The 14,611-nt window shown below is 78.3% G+C and carries 14 protein-coding genes; 4 read left to right on the plus strand and 10 right to left on the minus strand.

Going from position 1 to position 14,611, the window contains the following annotated elements; genetic code table 11:
* Positions 1-11: 11 nt before the first annotated feature.
* Positions 12-1,031 (plus strand): cytochrome d ubiquinol oxidase subunit II, encoded by a 1,020-nt coding sequence (gene cydB, locus BM165_RS16285; RefSeq protein WP_075014609.1) that lies wholly within the window; start codon positions 12-14, stop codon positions 1,029-1,031.
* Positions 1,028-4,396 (plus strand): thiol reductant ABC exporter subunit CydC, encoded by a 3,369-nt coding sequence (cydC, locus tag BM165_RS16290; protein ID WP_075014610.1) that lies wholly within the window; start codon positions 1,028-1,030, stop codon positions 4,394-4,396. The genes cydB and cydC overlap by 4 nt, the downstream gene beginning before the upstream one ends.
* Here cydC and BM165_RS16295 read toward each other — a convergent pair.
* The 5 genes from BM165_RS16295 to BM165_RS16315 all read right to left on the minus strand — a co-directional run bounded on the left by BM165_RS16295 (position 4,389) and on the right by BM165_RS16315 (position 8,660).
* On the minus strand, positions 4,389-5,039 hold the full coding sequence (locus BM165_RS16295; RefSeq protein WP_083427423.1) for a response regulator: 651 nt from the start codon (positions 5,037-5,039) through the stop codon (positions 4,389-4,391). The two genes, cydC and BM165_RS16295, sit on opposite strands and share 8 nt — an antisense overlap.
* Positions 5,036-6,250: a sensor histidine kinase gene (locus BM165_RS16300; protein ID WP_208976775.1), complete on the minus strand. Its 1,215-nt coding sequence runs from the start codon at positions 6,248-6,250 to the stop codon at positions 5,036-5,038. The genes BM165_RS16295 and BM165_RS16300 overlap by 4 nt, the downstream gene beginning before the upstream one ends.
* 41 nt (positions 6,251-6,291) lie before the next feature.
* Positions 6,292-7,500 carry a hypothetical protein gene (locus BM165_RS16305; RefSeq protein WP_075014611.1) on the minus strand — a complete coding sequence of 403 codons (1,209 nt, stop codon included), beginning with the start codon at positions 7,498-7,500 and terminating at the stop codon, positions 6,292-6,294.
* Between the two features lie 113 nt (positions 7,501-7,613).
* Positions 7,614-7,886 (minus strand): hypothetical protein, encoded by a 273-nt coding sequence (locus BM165_RS16310; RefSeq protein ID WP_075014612.1) that lies wholly within the window; start codon positions 7,884-7,886, stop codon positions 7,614-7,616.
* 132 nt (positions 7,887-8,018) lie between these two features.
* Positions 8,019-8,660, minus strand: coding sequence for a hypothetical protein (locus BM165_RS16315; protein ID WP_075014613.1), 642 nt, complete (start codon positions 8,658-8,660; stop codon positions 8,019-8,021).
* A gap of 19 nt (positions 8,661-8,679) precedes the next feature.
* Between BM165_RS16315 and BM165_RS16320 the strand changes: the two genes are divergently transcribed.
* On the plus strand, positions 8,680-8,937 hold the full coding sequence (locus BM165_RS16320; protein ID WP_075014614.1) for a hypothetical protein: 258 nt from the start codon (positions 8,680-8,682) through the stop codon (positions 8,935-8,937).
* A gap of 131 nt (positions 8,938-9,068) precedes the next feature.
* On the plus strand, positions 9,069-9,464 hold the full coding sequence (locus BM165_RS16325) for a nuclear transport factor 2 family protein (RefSeq protein WP_075014615.1): 396 nt from the start codon (positions 9,069-9,071) through the stop codon (positions 9,462-9,464).
* 22 nt (positions 9,465-9,486) lie between these two features.
* Here the strand turns inward: BM165_RS16325 and eutC are convergent, their stop codons facing one another.
* The 5 genes from eutC to BM165_RS16350 form a co-directional block, all read right to left on the minus strand.
* Complete coding sequence (gene eutC, locus BM165_RS16330) at positions 9,487-10,212, minus strand: ethanolamine ammonia-lyase subunit EutC (protein WP_075014616.1); 726 nt, start codon at positions 10,210-10,212, stop codon at positions 9,487-9,489.
* Positions 10,209-11,621: an ethanolamine ammonia-lyase subunit EutB gene (locus BM165_RS16335; protein ID WP_075014617.1), complete on the minus strand. Its 1,413-nt coding sequence runs from the start codon at positions 11,619-11,621 to the stop codon at positions 10,209-10,211. The genes eutC and BM165_RS16335 overlap by 4 nt, the downstream gene beginning before the upstream one ends.
* Positions 11,618-13,087 (minus strand): ethanolamine permease, encoded by a 1,470-nt coding sequence (gene eat / locus BM165_RS16340; protein ID WP_177225222.1) that lies wholly within the window; start codon positions 13,085-13,087, stop codon positions 11,618-11,620. Before eat ends, BM165_RS16335 begins: the two co-directional genes overlap by 4 nt.
* 98 nt (positions 13,088-13,185) lie before the next feature.
* Entirely contained in the window at positions 13,186-14,067 is an 882-nt protein-coding gene (locus BM165_RS16345; RefSeq protein WP_075014618.1) for an SDR family NAD(P)-dependent oxidoreductase, read from the minus strand.
* Positions 14,068-14,104: 37 nt separating this feature from the next.
* Positions 14,105-14,503: a hypothetical protein gene (locus BM165_RS16350; protein WP_075014829.1), complete on the minus strand. Its 399-nt coding sequence runs from the start codon at positions 14,501-14,503 to the stop codon at positions 14,105-14,107.
* Between the last annotated feature and the right edge of the window lie 108 nt (positions 14,504-14,611).

Raw genomic sequence — 14,611 nt, forward strand, 5'->3', positions numbered from 1 at the left:
GAGCCCCTGACATGGACCTGCAGACCCTGTGGTTCGCCGCCGTCGCGGTGCTCTGGACCGGTTTCCTGCTGCTCGAGGGGTTCGACTTCGGCGTCGCGGCGCTGCTGCCGGTGCTCGGCCGGCGCACCGCGGACCGCCACCTCATGCTGCGCACCATCGGCCCGGTGTGGGACGGCAACGAGGTCTGGCTCATCACCGCCGCCGGCGCCGTGTTCGCCGCCTTCCCCGGCTGGTACGCCACCTGGCTGCCGGCGCTGTACCTGCCCTTCGTCGTGGTGCTGCTCGGCCTGATCGTGCGGGCGGTGGCCTTCGAGTGGCGGCACAGCTCGCACGACCCGCGCTGGGACGCCACCTGGACCCGCGTCATCACCGGCGGCTCGCTGGTCGCGGCGGCCGGCGTCGGCGCGGCGCTGGGCGCCACCACGCTCGGCCTGCCGATCGACGCCGACGGCACCCGGGTCGGCGGCGCGTTCGCCGGCCTGGGCTGGTCCTCGCTGCTCGGAGCGGCCGCGGTGCTCGGCTTCTCGGTCGTGCACGGCGCGCTGTTCCTCGCGCTGAAGACCGACGGCCCGGTGCGGCTGCGGGCGCGGGCGTTCGCGCTGCGCTGGTCCCCGGTGGCCGCGCTGCCGCTGCTGGCGTGGGCCGGGCTGGTGCAGCTGCGGTCGGGCACGACGGTCACCGCGGTGCTCTGGCTGGTGGCCGCGCTGGCCGTCGTCGTCACCTGGACCCGGGTGCGGCTCGACCGCGAGGGGCAGGCCTTCGCCGGCTGGGCCACCGTGCTGCTCGCCTCGGCGGCCACGCTGTTTGGCTCGGCCCACCCCGTGGTCGTGCCCTCGACGATCGACCCGGCGTTCGACGTCACGATCGCGCAGGCCTCGGTCAGCGACTACACCCTCACCGTCATGACCTGGGTGGCCGCCGTCGGGCTGCCGGTGGTGCTGGCCTACCAGGCGTGGACGTACTGGGTGTTCCGCCGGCGGCTGACCGCCGAGCCGGAGCACGACGACAGCGCCGAGCCGGTGGCCGCGTGAGCACCGCCCGCGGGCCGCTGGCGCCGCTGGCCGGTGTGCCGGGGCTGCCCGGCGCGCTGGCCCGGGCGGCGGCGGCCGCGCTGGGGTCGACGGCGGGGCTGGTGCTGCTCGCGGCCGGCCTCGCGCACGCCGTCGCCCGGGCGGCCGGGTACGCCGACGGCGCGGTGACCGGACCGCTGGCGCTGGCCGCCGCCGGCGCGGTGCTGCGCGCGGTCGCCGGGACGCTGGGCGAGCGCGCCGCCGTCCGCGACGCCCGCCGCGCCGAGGACGCGCTGCGCCGCAGCCTGCTCGAGCGGCTGGCCGCCTCCCCCGCCGCGGTCGCCGCCGCCGGAGGGCCGGCCCCGGCCGCCGTGCTGGCCACCACCCGGCTCGCCGACCTCGCCCCCGGCCTGGCCGGCTACCTGCCCGCGCTCGCGCAGGCGGCCGTCGTCCCGCCGGTGCTGCTCGTCGTCCTCGCCGCCACGGACCTTCTCTCGGCCGGCCTGGTCGCGGTCACGCTGCCGCTGGTGCCGCTGTTCCTGGCGCTGGTCGGGCTGGCCACCCGCGACGGCACCACCGGCGCCGCCCGCGCGCTGGACCGGCTCGCCGCGCACGTCGCCGAACTGGTGCGCGGCCTGCCGGTCCTGGTGGGCCTGGGCCGCGCTGCCGAGCAGGTGACGGCGCTGGCCGAGCTGGGCGAGGCCACCCGCCGCCGCACGCTGGCCACGCTGCGACTGGCCTTCCTCTCCGCTCTGGTGCTCGAGCTGATCGCCACGCTGTCGGTCGCCCTGGTCGCGGTCACCGTCGGCCTGCGGCTGGTGCACGGCGACCTGTCGCTGGCCGTCGGGCTCACCGCGCTGCTGATCGCACCCGAGGCGTTCGCGCCGCTGCGCGCGCTCGGCACCGCCCACCACGCCGGGGAGGCCGCCACGCTGGCCGCCACCGAGGCGCGCGCCGTGCTCGCGGCCCCCGTCGCCGCACCCGCTCCGGCCACCGACGACGGCGACCCGCGCGGCGCCGACGTCGCCGTCACCGGGCTGACCGTGCGCCACGCCGGCCGCGCGCTCCCGGCCCTCCCGCCGACCGACCTGGTGCTGCGGCCCGGCGAACTCGTCGTGCTGCGCGGTGCCAGCGGCTCGGGCAAGTCGACCCTGCTCGCCGCGCTGACCGGCGGCCTCGACCCGGCCGCCCGGGTCGCCGGCACCGTCACCGGCGTGCCCGCCGGCAGGGTCGCGCTGGTCCCGCAGCACCCGCGGACGACGGCGCCCACGGTGGCCGACGAGCTGCGCCGGCACGCCGCCCCGGAGCCCGGCGTGGACGCCGTCGCGGCCGAGGCGCTCGTCGTCGCGGCGCTCGACGCCGTCGGCGCCACCGCGCTCGCCGGCCGCGCCTGCACCACCCTCTCCCCCGGCGAGCTGCAGCGCGTGGCGCTGGCCCGGGCGCTGGTGCGGGTCCGCCGCGGCGCCCGGCTGCTCCTGCTCGACGAGCCCACCGCGCACCTCGACGCCGCTTCCGCCGCCCGCGTCGCCGCCGTCCTCGCCGCCCTGCGCGGCACCGTCACCGTCCTGCTGGTCACCCACGACCCGGCCCTGGCCGCCCTGGCCGACCGCGCGGTGACGCTGCCCGGCGCGCCGGGCGCCGTCGCGCCGACTCCTGCGATCGCGGTGCCGTCGGCGGCCGATCGCCCCGAGCACGCTGGTCTCGCCGCCGCGCCCGCCCCGGTGACCCCGGCGCACCCGGCCGCCCCCACGGCGCTCGGTTGGCCGCGGCGGGCGCTGGTCCGCGCGGTCGCGGCCGGTACCGCGTCGGCCGGCGCCGGCGTCGCGCTGACCGCCCTGAGCGGCTGGCTCATCGTCCGCGCGGCGGAGATGCCGCCGGTCCTCACGCTGCTCGTCGCCATCGTCGGCGTGCGCGCGTCCGGCCTGGGCCGGGCCCTGCTGCGCTGGGTCGAGCGGCTCACCTCCCACGACGCCGCGCTGCGCATGGCCGCCGACCTGCGGGTGCGGGTGTGGCGGGCGCTGGCCGCCCAGGGCGTGGCCGCCGACCGGACGCCGGGCGGCGCGCTGGCGCGGGTGGTGGGCGACGTCGGGCTGGTGCAGGACCTCTCGGTGCGCGTCGTCCCGCCGGCCGCGGTCGCCGTCACCGTGCCGGCGCTCACCCTCGCCGTCCTGGCCGTGCTCTCCCCCGCCGCCGCGGGCGCCGCCACGCTGGTGCTGGCGGCCACCGTCGCGCTCGTGTTGCTGGCGCACCGCCGCGTCGACGCCGGCGCCGCCCGCGAGGAGGCCACGCTGCGGGTGGCCGCGCTGCGCGACGTCACCACCGCGCTCGAGGGCGCGGCCGACCTGCGCGCGCACGGCCTGGCCGCCACCACCGCCGGCGACCTCGCCGCCGTCGCCGGGCAGCGGTCGGCCGTGGCCGCCGGGAGCGCGCGGGCCGGCGCGCTGGGCAGCGGGCTGGTCGTCCTCGGCACCGGCCTCGCCGCCGTGGCCGCCACCGCCGTCGGCGCGGGTGCCGGGCTCGGCGGGCCGGTGGTCGCGGTGCTCGGGCTGGCGCCGCTCGCCCTGGCCGAGCCGCTCACCGGCCTGGTCGCCGCGCTGCAGCGGCGCGGCGCGCTGGCCGACGCCCGCGCCCGCCTCGACGCCGTCCTCGCCGCCCCCGTGCCGGCCGACCCCGCCGACCCGCGCCCGGCCCCCGCACCCGTCCGCGACCTCGCCGTCGAGCACCTCACCGCCGGCTGGCCCGGTGGCCCCGACGTGCTGCGCGGCCTGACCACCGGGGCGTCGGCCGACGGCGGCTGGCTGGTCGTCCGCGGCCCCTCCGGCGCCGGCAAGTCGACGTTCCTCGCGGTCCTGCTCGCCACCCTCCGCCCGCGCGGCGGGAGGTACGCGCTCGGCGGCACCGACACCGCCGCGCTGACCGGCGACGCGGTCCGCTCGCGCACCGCCTGGCTGCCGCAGGACGCCCACGTGTTCGCCTCGACGATCCGCGCCAACCTGGCGCTGGCCGCGCCCCGCGGCGTGCTCGCCGGCCCCGGCGGCGAGGCGCGGATGACCGCGGCGCTCACCGCGGCGGGCCTCGGGCCGCTGCTGGCCGGGCTGCCCGACGGCCTGGACACCCCGGTCGGCGCCGGCGGCACGGCGCTCTCGGGCGGCGAGCGCCGGCGGCTGGCCGCGGCACGGGCGCTGCTCGCCGACCGCGACGTCGTCCTGCTCGACGAGCCGACCGCCCACCTCGACCCGCCGACGGCGGCCGCGCTGGTCGCCGACCTGCGCCGGGCCCTGGCCGGCCGGGTGGTCGTCTGCGTGACCCACGACGACGCCGTCGAGCGGCCCGGCGACACCGTCGTCCGGCTCGGGACCGGGCTGCCCGTGGGCGCGGCTACCTGACGAAGCCGGAGCGGTAGGCCAGCACCACGGCCTGCGTGCGGTCCCGGGCACCGGTCTTGGCCAGCACCGCCGCGACGTGGCTGCGCACCGTCTCCACGCCCACCACCAGCCCGGCCGCGATCTCGGCGTTGCTGCGGCCGTCGGCCATCAGCCGCAGCACCTCCCCCTCCCGCGCGGTCAGCCGCGCCAGCTCCGGCGCGCCGGCCGGCCCGGCCGACCGCACGTGCCGGCGGGCGAGCTCGCGCACCGCATCCGGGAACAGCAGCGACTCCCCGCGGGCCACCGTGCGGATGCCGTGCAGCACCTCCTCCGGGGTGGCGCGCTTGAGGAGGAAGCCGTCGGCGCCGGCGGCCAGGGCGTCGAACACGTGGTCGTCGTTGGCGAACGTGGTGAGGACGAGCACCCGCGCCGCCGACCCGGCCCGCACCAGCGCGCGGGTGGCCGCGATGCCGTCCACGCCCGGCATCCGGACGTCCATGAGGACGACGTCGGGCGACGTCCTGCCCACCAGGTCGAGCACCTCCGACCCGTCGCCGGCCTGACCGACCACTTCGAGGTCGGGCTCGGCGCCGACGACCGCGGCCAGGCCACCGCGGATGAGCGGCTCGTCGTCGACCAGCGCGACCCGGACCACGGCGCTCACCGGGCGTGCACCGGCAGCCGCACGGCCAGCACCCACCGGCCGTCGGCGTCGGGGCCGGCCTCGACGGTCCCGCGCAGGTCCCGGGCCCGCTCCCGCAGCCCCCGCAGGCCCCGCCCGCCGCCGGGGGCCCCGGGGACGGTGCCGGGTCCGTCGTCGGCGAGCCGGATCCGCAGGTCCTCCCCCGCCGCCACGTCGAGCCGGCAGGCCGCGCCGGGCGCGTGCCGCAGCACGTTGGTCAGCCCCTCCTGGACGATCCGGTAGGCCTCGCGGGACACGACGGCCGGCAGGGCGTCGAGCTCCCCGGTCACGTGGGTCTCCACCCGCGCCCCAGCGTCGCGGGCGGTGCCGACGAGCTCGTCGAGGTCGCGCAGGTCCGGCGCCGGGGCGGTGCCGGCCCGGTCGCCGGACTCCTCGCGCACCAGCCCCAGCACGTGGTCGAGGTCCACCAGGGCACGGCGGGCGGCGTCCTCGGTCGCGCGGATCGCCGCCTCGGCCGCGGCGGGGTCACGCGTGACCAGCCGGCGGGCGGCACCGGCCTGGACGGTGACCAGGCTGAGCGAGTGGCCGACGCTGTCGTGCAGCTCACGGGCCAGGCGATCGCGGCCGGCGAGCACCGAGACCGCCGCCTCGGCCGCGGCCAGCCGCTCGGCCGCGGACCCGGCGAGCAGCCGCGGGGCCAGCCCGGCGAGGCCGCGGCCGAGCAGGTCACCGCCGGCGACCACCGCGGCGGCGAGGAGCAGCGCGAGCGCCGTCCGCACCGGCCACCCGCCCGGGACCGCGACGTCGCCGAACAGGCCGCCGGCGTCCGGCGTCGCCGCGAGCAGCACGGCCGTGGGCAGCCCGACGACGAGGAGCGCCCCGGCCAGCCCGCCGGCTCCGACGTGCAGCACGACCAGCAGGCCGGTGCGGGTGCGCTGGGCCGCCGTCACGGAGGGCCCGACGCGGTCCTCGGCGCGGCCGGTCAGCAGCGCCGCGACCGCCGCGCCCTCGACCGGCCGGGTCTCGGCGAGGGCACCCACGGCCGCGAGCGGCGCGGCCACGACGAGGAGGGCGAGCGGGACCGCGAGCACCAGGGGCAGGCCGGAGCTGACGAGCGCCTGCACCGGCCAGGCCAGGACGACGCCGAACGCCAGCGCCAGGGCACCGCCGAGCAGCAGGTACACCCAGCGGTGCAGCTCCCTCCGCAGCGCCGGGGAGGCGGGTACGCGCACCACGGCGCCATCCTGGCAGGCCACCACGTCCGGGCCCGCCGTCAGGAGCCGACGGCGAGCGGCGGGCCGCCCTGCCCGCACGAGGCGCACGCACCGCGGCGGCGGAGGGCGTAGGCGGTGACCGCGGCGGCCAGCGCCAGACCCCAGGGCAGCGTCGGGAAGAGCACCAGGAACGCCGCCTCGAACAGCTCCCCGGAGCCCAGCCCCGCGACGCCGATCGCGAGCATCCCGGGGCTGGCGGCGAGCAGCACGACGGCGACCAGCCCGCCGGCGACCACGGGGACCCGCACCGGCACGGGCCGCCCGCGCAGCACGGGCACCCAGGACGGCCAGACCTCGCCCCACGGCCGGATGAGGCCGATGGTGGCGACGGCGCCGCCCAGCGCCGCCACGCCCAGCGCCAGGCCGAACAGCCGCAGCGCCGGGTCCGACCCGTCGGGCAGCCCGACCGGCCACGGCGTCAGCCAGGTCATGCGCAGGAGCCCGTAGGGCAGCGGGCCGGCCGCGGCCACCAGCGTGGCCACCCGACCCCAGCGGGCGGCGGCCTCCGGCCGGGTCCACGCGGCGCCGGGCCGGCCGCACGAGGCGCAGGCACCGCGCGCGGCGCGCAGCACCAGCACCCCGAGGGCGGCGAGGAGGACCGCGCCGCCGATCAGCAGCGCGAGGTGCCCGCGGGCGGGCAGCTCGCGGGCCAGCGGGCCGCCGAGCTCGCCGGCGAGCCGCCCGATCGTGCCGGGCCGCAGCACGCCGCTGACGAGCCCGGCGGCGACGACCAGGCCGACGGCGGCCAGCCACGGCCGTGCCCGGCGGCTGCGCAGCGCCCCGACGGTGAAGACGGCGAGGAAGGCGGCCGGCGCCACGATCGCGGTGAGGTACCCGAGCAGCACCAGCGCCCGCACGTCCGCGGCCAGGACGCCGAGGCCGGCGGCGACGGCGAGAGCCGCTGCGGCGGCACGGGGCGACGGCCGGCGCAGCGAGGCCGCCGCCGTCGCGGCCAGCGCGCCCACGGCCAGGGCGAGCACCAGCCACGCGGTGACCGTGGGCGGCAGCACGGTGAGCAGTCCGGAGCCGCCGTTCTCCGCACCCCCCTCCAGGCCGGGACGGGTGGCGGGGACCAGCAGCCACAGGGTGGCGAGGGCCACGTGCAGGGCGCCCCAGGCCGCAGTGGCCCGGAGGACCGTGCGCGGGACCGCTGCCCCTCCGGTGGGGGCGGCGGTCCGGGGCGGGACGGCGGACGGCGGAGCGGACACGGAGGCCTCCCGGGAGCTGCCCGGGTCGCTCCCGGGCGGACGCGTCCAGCCTCGGGACGCCCGCGGCCGGGCTGCTCCCCCGCGCGGGGGATCCCGCTCCGCCGCGCGGGGGATCAGTGCGGCGGGACCCGGCGGACCTCGAAGCCCGGGCTGCGGGGCAGCTGCGCGTCGGTCACCAGCGGCACCCCGGCCGGGTCGCCGAGCAGGCCCGCGGCGACCGCCGGCCCGAGCTGGGCGACCAACCGGTCGTGCAGCTCCGGCCGCACCCGGATCTCCCGCGGAGGCGCGGCGCCGGGCTCCCACGCCACGGCGAGCAGGTCGTCGGCGAGACGGCAGCACCGGCGCGGAACGGCGGTGGGAGGGGCGGTGAGCGTCGCGGTGGCCATGACGAGCCTCCTGGGTGGGTTCCCGTGCTCTCACCCGGAGGTCTACTCCCGGGGTGTGACGGTTCCCGTGCCGCACGCTCGTGCTCTGCACACGGTCGCGTGCAGAGCACGACCCGCCGCCGGAGCAGGTGGTCAGCCGGCCCCGGGGACGGCGACGGGGACCTCCGGGCCGAGCGTCGCGCCCTGCAGGAGGCGCAGGTCGTCGCCGGACCAGAAGCTGCCCGGGTCGTACCAGTTGCGCGGCCGGTCGGCGGGCAGCAGGCCCATCGCGGTGTAGGTGGCGGCCACCAGCTCGGCGCAGAACACCGTCTCGGCCGCGGTCCCCCGGCGCAGCCGGCCGGTGACCCAGCCGCCCACCAGCCCGCGCGTCGTCGGGAAGGGCCGGCCGTCGAAGCGGGCGACGGTGCGCAGGACGGCGTCCTCCATCTCCCGGGTCACCCCGCCGTCGTCGGCCGGGCCGACCAGCTGCCGCAGCCACGCGCGCTGGCCGTAGCGCTGCCGCCAGGTGACGACGGCGTCGCGCAGGTCGTGCAGCTGCACCCCGCGCTGGTGCCGGCCGGTCCACGCGTCCGGCAGCGAGCGGCCCAGCTCGGCGTGCCACAGCAGCGGCGGCAGGTCCTCGAGGACGACGGCCATGCCGACGTGGTTGACCGGTGCGTTGGTCACCGCCCGGATCGCCCGGTCGGCGAGCGAGGCGCCACGGAACACCCAGACGTCGCCGGTGCGGGTGAGGTCGACCGCCTCGTCCAGCGGGAGGGTGCGCGGCGGGACCACGCGGCTACGGTAGGCGACCGTGCGCGTGTCCCCGCAGGTCTGGAAGCTGCTCGGTCTCGCCGGGCTGGCCGGTGTCGCGGCCACCGGCGCGGTGCTGGCCCGCGATGAGCGGCAGCGCCGTGCCCACACGCCCGACGAGGTCCGCGCGCGGCTGCACGAGCGGCACGCGGCCGCGCTGGCCGCCGCTCCGGGACCCGAGGCCGGGGAGGAGCCGCCCGGTCCGGTGCCAGTGGGTCTGCGCGCCCGGCTGCGCGTGGCGATGCGCCGTCGCCGTTGACGCGGGACGTCCTCCCGCGAACGCTCCGCGACCGCCACACCGGACCGCGCACCGGGTGCTCTCCTGCCGCGGACACCGGGTCGACACTGCTCGCGCCGTCCACGGGGGACCCGACCCGGGAGGAGAGCGCCATGTCCGAGCACCCCAACCTCGCCCGTGCACGCGAGGGCTACGAGGCCTTCGCCAAGGGCGACCTGGCCACGCTCACCGAGCAGTGGCGCGCGGACATCCGCTGGCACGAGCCGGGCGCCTCCGAACTCGCCGGCGACTACGAGGGGCCGCAGGCCGTCTTCGGCATGTTCGCCCGCCTCATGGAGCTGAGCGAGAACAGCTTCCGCGCCGAGCCGGTGCTCGTGTGCGCCGACGACGAGCACGCCACCGCCCTGGTCCGGTTCACCGCCCACCGCGGGGACCGGCACCTCGACACGCTGGTCGCCCAGGTCGCCCGCTTCGACGGCGATGGGAAGGTCGCCGAGTTCTGGAACGCGCCGACCGACCAGCAGGCCATGGAGCGGTTCCTCGCCTGAGCCCGCCCGCCGGCGCTCCCGTTCAGCCGGACGGGAGCGCCGGCCCCTCGTCCTTGAGCGCCACCCCTGAGGCGCCGAGCTCGCGCGCGGCGGTGAGCAGCGCGGTGACGGTGTCGGCGGCCTGCGCGTAGGACAGCCCGTGCGGTGGGCGGACGTTGGAGACGCAGTTGCGCTCGGAGTCCACCCGTCCCGGCCGCGGGTCCCAGGTCAGGTAGACGCCCAGGGAGTCCGCCGAGGACAGCCCCGGCCGCTCCCCGATCAGCACGACGACCGCGCGGACGCCGAGGGCCTCCCCCACCGCGTCGCCGAGCGCGACCCGCGCCTGGGTGGCCACCACCAGTGGGGCCAGCGACCAGCCGCCCAGGCGCTCGCGCAGCGCGGCCAGCAGCCCCGGCCCGTGCTCGTGCACCGCCCGCGGCGAGAGCCCGTCGGCCAGCACGACGGCGAGGTCGGCGCCCGCCCGCGGCAGCGCCAGCCCCTCGGCGAGCTGCCGGCCGAGGTCGGGGCGCTGCAGGTAGGTGGCCCGGTCGGGCGCGGCGGAGGCGACCGTCAGCACCTCGCCGGTCAGGGCGGCGCGCAGCGCGTCGACGTCGAGCGGGGAGTGCACGGCGTCGCGGGCGGCGGCGTGCGCGGCGCGGAACTCCAGCTCGCGGTGCGTGGGGAGCGCGTCGCCGGCCCGCCCGAGCGCCACCCGCGCCCGGGTGGCCGACCGCAGCACCGCCCAGGGGTCCTCCCCGACCAGGCTCACGGCGTCGCCGCCGCGAGCAGGACCCGGGCGGCCGGCGCGTCGGGGGCCAGCTCGCGCACCCGGCCGGCGTCGTCGAGCAGGTCCATCCGCGCCAGCCACGCCTCGAACTCCGGCGCCGGGCGCAACCCGAGCACCTGGCGGGCGGTGAGCACGTCGGAGAACGACAGCGACTGGTAGTGCAGCATCACGTCGTCGGCACCGGGGACGGCGATGACGAAGGAGCAGCCGGCCGCGCCGAGCAGCAGGGTGAGCGTGTCGGTGTCGTCGCCGTCGACCTCGGCGTGGTTGGTGTAGCAGACGTCCACACCCATGGGCAGGCCGAGCAGCTTGCCGCAGAAGTGGTCCTCCAGGCCCGCGCGCACCACCTGCTTGCCGTCGTAGAGGTACTCCGGGCCGATGAACCCGACGACGGTGTTGACCAGCAGCGGCTCGAAGTGCCGGGCGACGGCGTAGGCGCGGGCCTCCAGCGTCTGCTGGTCCACCGGCCGCCCGCCGACGCCGAGGTGGGCACCGGCCGACAGCGCCGACCCCTGCCCGGTCTCGAAGTACGTGACGTTGTCCCCCACCGTGCCGCGACCCAGGGCCAGCACACCGGCCCGGGCCTCGGCGAGCAGGTCCAGCGTCACGCCGAAGCCGCGGTTGGCCTCCTGCGTGCCGGCCACCGACTGGAACACCAGGTCCACCGGCGCGCCCTGCTCCAGCGCCCGCAGGGTCGTGGTGACGTGCGCGAGCACGCACGACTGGGTGGGGATCTCGTAGCGGCTGATCACCGCGTCGACCAGCTCGAGCAGGGCCACCGTGCGGGCCGGGGAGTCGGTGGCCGGGTTGATCCCGATGACCGCGTCGCCCGACCCGTGCAGCAGCCCGTCGAGGATCGAGGCGGTGACGCCGACCGGGTCGTCGGTCGGGTGGTTGGGCTGCAGCCGCGAGGCCAGCCGCCCCGGTAGGCCGATCGTGCTGCGCAGCCCGGTGACCACCCGCGTCCGCCGGCCCACGGCGACCAGGTCGGCGGTGCGCATGAGCTTCGACGTCGCCGCCACCATCTCCGGCGTCAGCCCGGGGGCCAGCGCGCTGATCGCCGCCTCGTCGCCGGCCGCCGTCCACGCCAGCAGCCGGTCGCGGAACTCCCCCACCGTCAGCGACGCCACCGGCGCGAATGCGTCCGCGTCGTGGGTGTCGAGGACCAGCCGGGTGACGTCGTCCTCGTCGTAGCCGACCACCTGCTCGTCGAGGAAGGTGGCCAGCGGCAGGTCGGCGAGCAATGTCTGCGCGGCCACCCGCTCGGCGGCCGACCGCGCCGCGCACCCGGCGAGCACGTCGCCGGAGCGCAACGGGGTCGCCCTGGCCATCAGCTCGACCAGCGTCGGGAACTCGTACGTGTGCCCGCCGACGGCGGCCCGTCTCCTCACCGGACGTCGTCCTGGGCCTCGGCGAGCAGCTCGAACTCCTCCTCCGGCGCGGAGGCCACGAGGTGGTGGCGGCTGTAGAGGGCGAACCAGGCGAGGAAGACGACGTAGGCCGCGAGCGTCCACAGCGCGGCGGTGACGTCGACGAGGAAGGTGGCCACGACCGCGGCGGCGGCGAGCACCAGCGCGACGCCGGTGGTCGCCGTCCCGCCCGGCGTCCGGTACGGGCGCGGCAGGTCCGGCTCGCGGCGGCGCAGCACGATGTGGCTGACCATCATCAGCACGTAGGACACCGTCGCGCCGAAGACGGCCATGTTGAGCAGCATCGCGCCCTGGCCGGTCAGCGAGAGGGCGAAGCCGATCGCGCCGGGGACCAGCAGCGCCAGCACCGGCGCCTTGCGCCCGTTGGTCACCGACAGCGCCCGCGGCAGGTAGCCGGCGCGGGACAGCGCGAAGGTCTGCCGCGAGTACGCGTAGATGATCGAGAAGAAGCTGGCGACCAGCCCGAACAGGCCGGCGTAGTTGACCACCCGGGTGAGGCCGTCGGAGGCGCCGGCGCCGGCCAGCGCGTCGACCGGCGGGTTGCCCGACTCCGCGATGGCCGCCGAGCCCGCGGCACCGGGGGTGAACACAAGCATGAGGACGGCGAGGACGACCAGCACGCCCATCGCCGCGACGATGCCCCGCGGCATCGACCGGGCCGGGTCGCGGGCCTCCTCGGCGGCCAGCGGCACGCTCTCGATCGCGAGGAAGAACCAGATGGCGAACGGGAACGCCGCCCAGATGCCGATGATCCCGTAGGGCAGGAACGACGAGGCGCCGGCCGCGTCGGTGGGCGCGATGTCGAGCAGGTTGCCGGCGTCGAACCGCGGCACGGCGCCGACGAGGAAGACGACCAGGCCGGCGAGCGCGACGACGGTGACGGCGAACATGGCCTTGAGCGCCTCGCCGACGCCCATCAGGTGGATGCCGACGAACAGCGCGTAGACGGCCAGGTAGACCCACCAGCCGTCGGTGATGCCGAACAGCCCGAGGGACTCGACGTAGGCGCCGATGAAGGTGGCGATCGCGGCCGGGGCGATGGCGTACTCGATGAGCACCGCGACGCCGGTGGCGTAACCGCCCCAGGGGCCCAGCGCGCGCCGGGCGAAGGTGTAGCCGCCACCGGCCGTCGGCAGCGCCGAGCCGAGCTCGGCCAGGCCGAACACCATGGCGGTGTACATGACCGCCATGAGCACGGTGGCGATCAGCAGCCCGCCGAAACCGCCCTCGGCCAGCCCGAAGTTCCAGCCCGCGTAGTCACCGGAGATGACCGCCGAGACGCCGAGCCCGGCCAGCAGCAGCCAGCCCGCCGTCCCGGTGCGCAGGCGGCGCTTCTCGAGGTAGCCCGCCTCGACCCGCTCGGCCTCCACGCCCGCGCGCGCGGCCGCCCGGGTCGGGGTGGGGCGGGCGGTGGGATCGGCGGTCATGGGCGCTCCCGCGGTCGGCCCGCCGACGGCGGGGAGGGCCAGCCTGGTGGCGCGGAGGACGCCTGGTCAACGGGGTGCGGCGGAACGGAACACGCCGTTCACGGGAGGCCGTGCCAGCGCCCCTCCTCGGCGTTGCCGGCCGGCTGCGAGGCGAAGACGTTGCCCTCGGTCGGCGGCGTCCGGTCGTCGTCGGCCAGGGCGAAGACCCGCAGCAGCGGACCGACCAGGGCGTCGTAGACGGCGGGGAAGAGCCGGAAGCCGAGGATGACCACCGGGTTGGCGAAGCCGGACTGCACCAGCCGCCGCGGCCGGTCCAGCCGGGCGACGATCGAGCGGGCCACCCGCTCGGGCGCGTAGATCGGGATGGGCGGGCGGCCCTTCAGGCCGATGTAGCTGCCGGCCTGCGAGTAGATCGGGGTGTTGACACCGCCAGGAGCGACGGCGGAGACGTGGACGCCGGGGACGTCGCGGGTCTCCTGCTGCAGCACCCGGATCATGCCGAGCTGCCCCCACTTGGCGGCGATGTAGCTGCCCATGAGCGGGGTGGCGACCGAGGCGAGCAGCGAGCTCACGACCACGAGGTGGCCGGCCTCCTGGCGGCGGAACACCGGCAGCACCACCCGCGCGAGGTTGGCGGTGCCGTGCAGCGCGGTGTCGACGACCCGCTCGAACACCTCCTTGGGCACCTCCTCCAGGCGCCCGTAGGCGATGACCTGCGCGGAGTGGACGACGACGTCGAGGCTGCCGAAGCGGGTGACCGCGCCGTCGACGGCGGTGCGCAGCGCGTCCTCGTCGAGCACGTCGGCGGGGCAGACGACGACGTCGGCGGCGCCCTGCGCCCGCACCTCGGCCGCGGTCTCCTCCAGGGCCTCGCGGCCGCGGGCCAGCAGCACCAGCTCCGCACCCCGCTGCGCGAAGAGGCGGGCGGTGGCGCGGCCGATGCCGCTGGAGGCCCCGGTGATCAGCACGGTCTCGGGCATGGGTGCGGTGTCTCCTCTGTCTCGGGTCACCGCGCGCCTACCCCGATCCGTTGCCCGCCATGCGATCGAGCACGTCGAGCAGGCGGCCGGGACCGGTCACCGCCGTCCCCGCGGGCAGCCGGGCCCGCAGGCCGCGGTCGGCGGTCACCGCCAGCACCGCCCGCCCGGCCGCGGCCAGCCCGGTGGCGGTCGCGGCCAGGGCGTCGTCGCCGCTCCCGGCCGCACGGACCAGGCGGACGCCGTCGGGTGCGGGGACGTCGCGGGCCGCACCCTCGACGACGACCACGACCTCGGCGACGACGGCGCCGTCGACCTCGCGCCCCGGCAGTCCGGCCAGGCGGGACAGGAGCCGGGCGGTGGCACCGGGCCGGTCGCGCCACCACCTGTCGGGCCGGGCACCGACGACGTTGGCCGCGTCGACCAGCAGGACGGTCACGCCGACCTCCCATCGGGTGGTGCCGGCCGGGTCCCGGTTCGCGGTGATCACCCGCGGGTACCCGCAGGTCCGGTCGGGGATCCCCGACGGGGGCGTCGACGAGACGAG

This window comes from Geodermatophilus obscurus, from assembly GCF_900115395.1.
GTDB lineage: Bacteria > Actinomycetota > Actinomycetes > Mycobacteriales > Geodermatophilaceae > Geodermatophilus > Geodermatophilus obscurus_B.

Coding starts and splice junctions, on each gene's coding strand:
- cydB (WP_075014609.1), top strand. CDS start 12: ATGGACCTGCAGACCCTGTGGTTCGCCGCCGTCGCGGTGCTCTGGACC.
- BM165_RS16310 (WP_075014612.1), bottom strand. CDS start 7,886: ATGGCCACCGCGACGCTCACCGCCCCTCCCACCGCCGTTCCGCGCCGG.
- BM165_RS16325 (WP_075014615.1), top strand. CDS start 9,069: ATGTCCGAGCACCCCAACCTCGCCCGTGCACGCGAGGGCTACGAGGCC.
- eat (WP_177225222.1), bottom strand. CDS start 13,087: ATGACCGCCGATCCCACCGCCCGCCCCACCCCGACCCGGGCGGCCGCG.
- BM165_RS16345 (WP_075014618.1), bottom strand. CDS start 14,067: ATGCCCGAGACCGTGCTGATCACCGGGGCCTCCAGCGGCATCGGCCGC.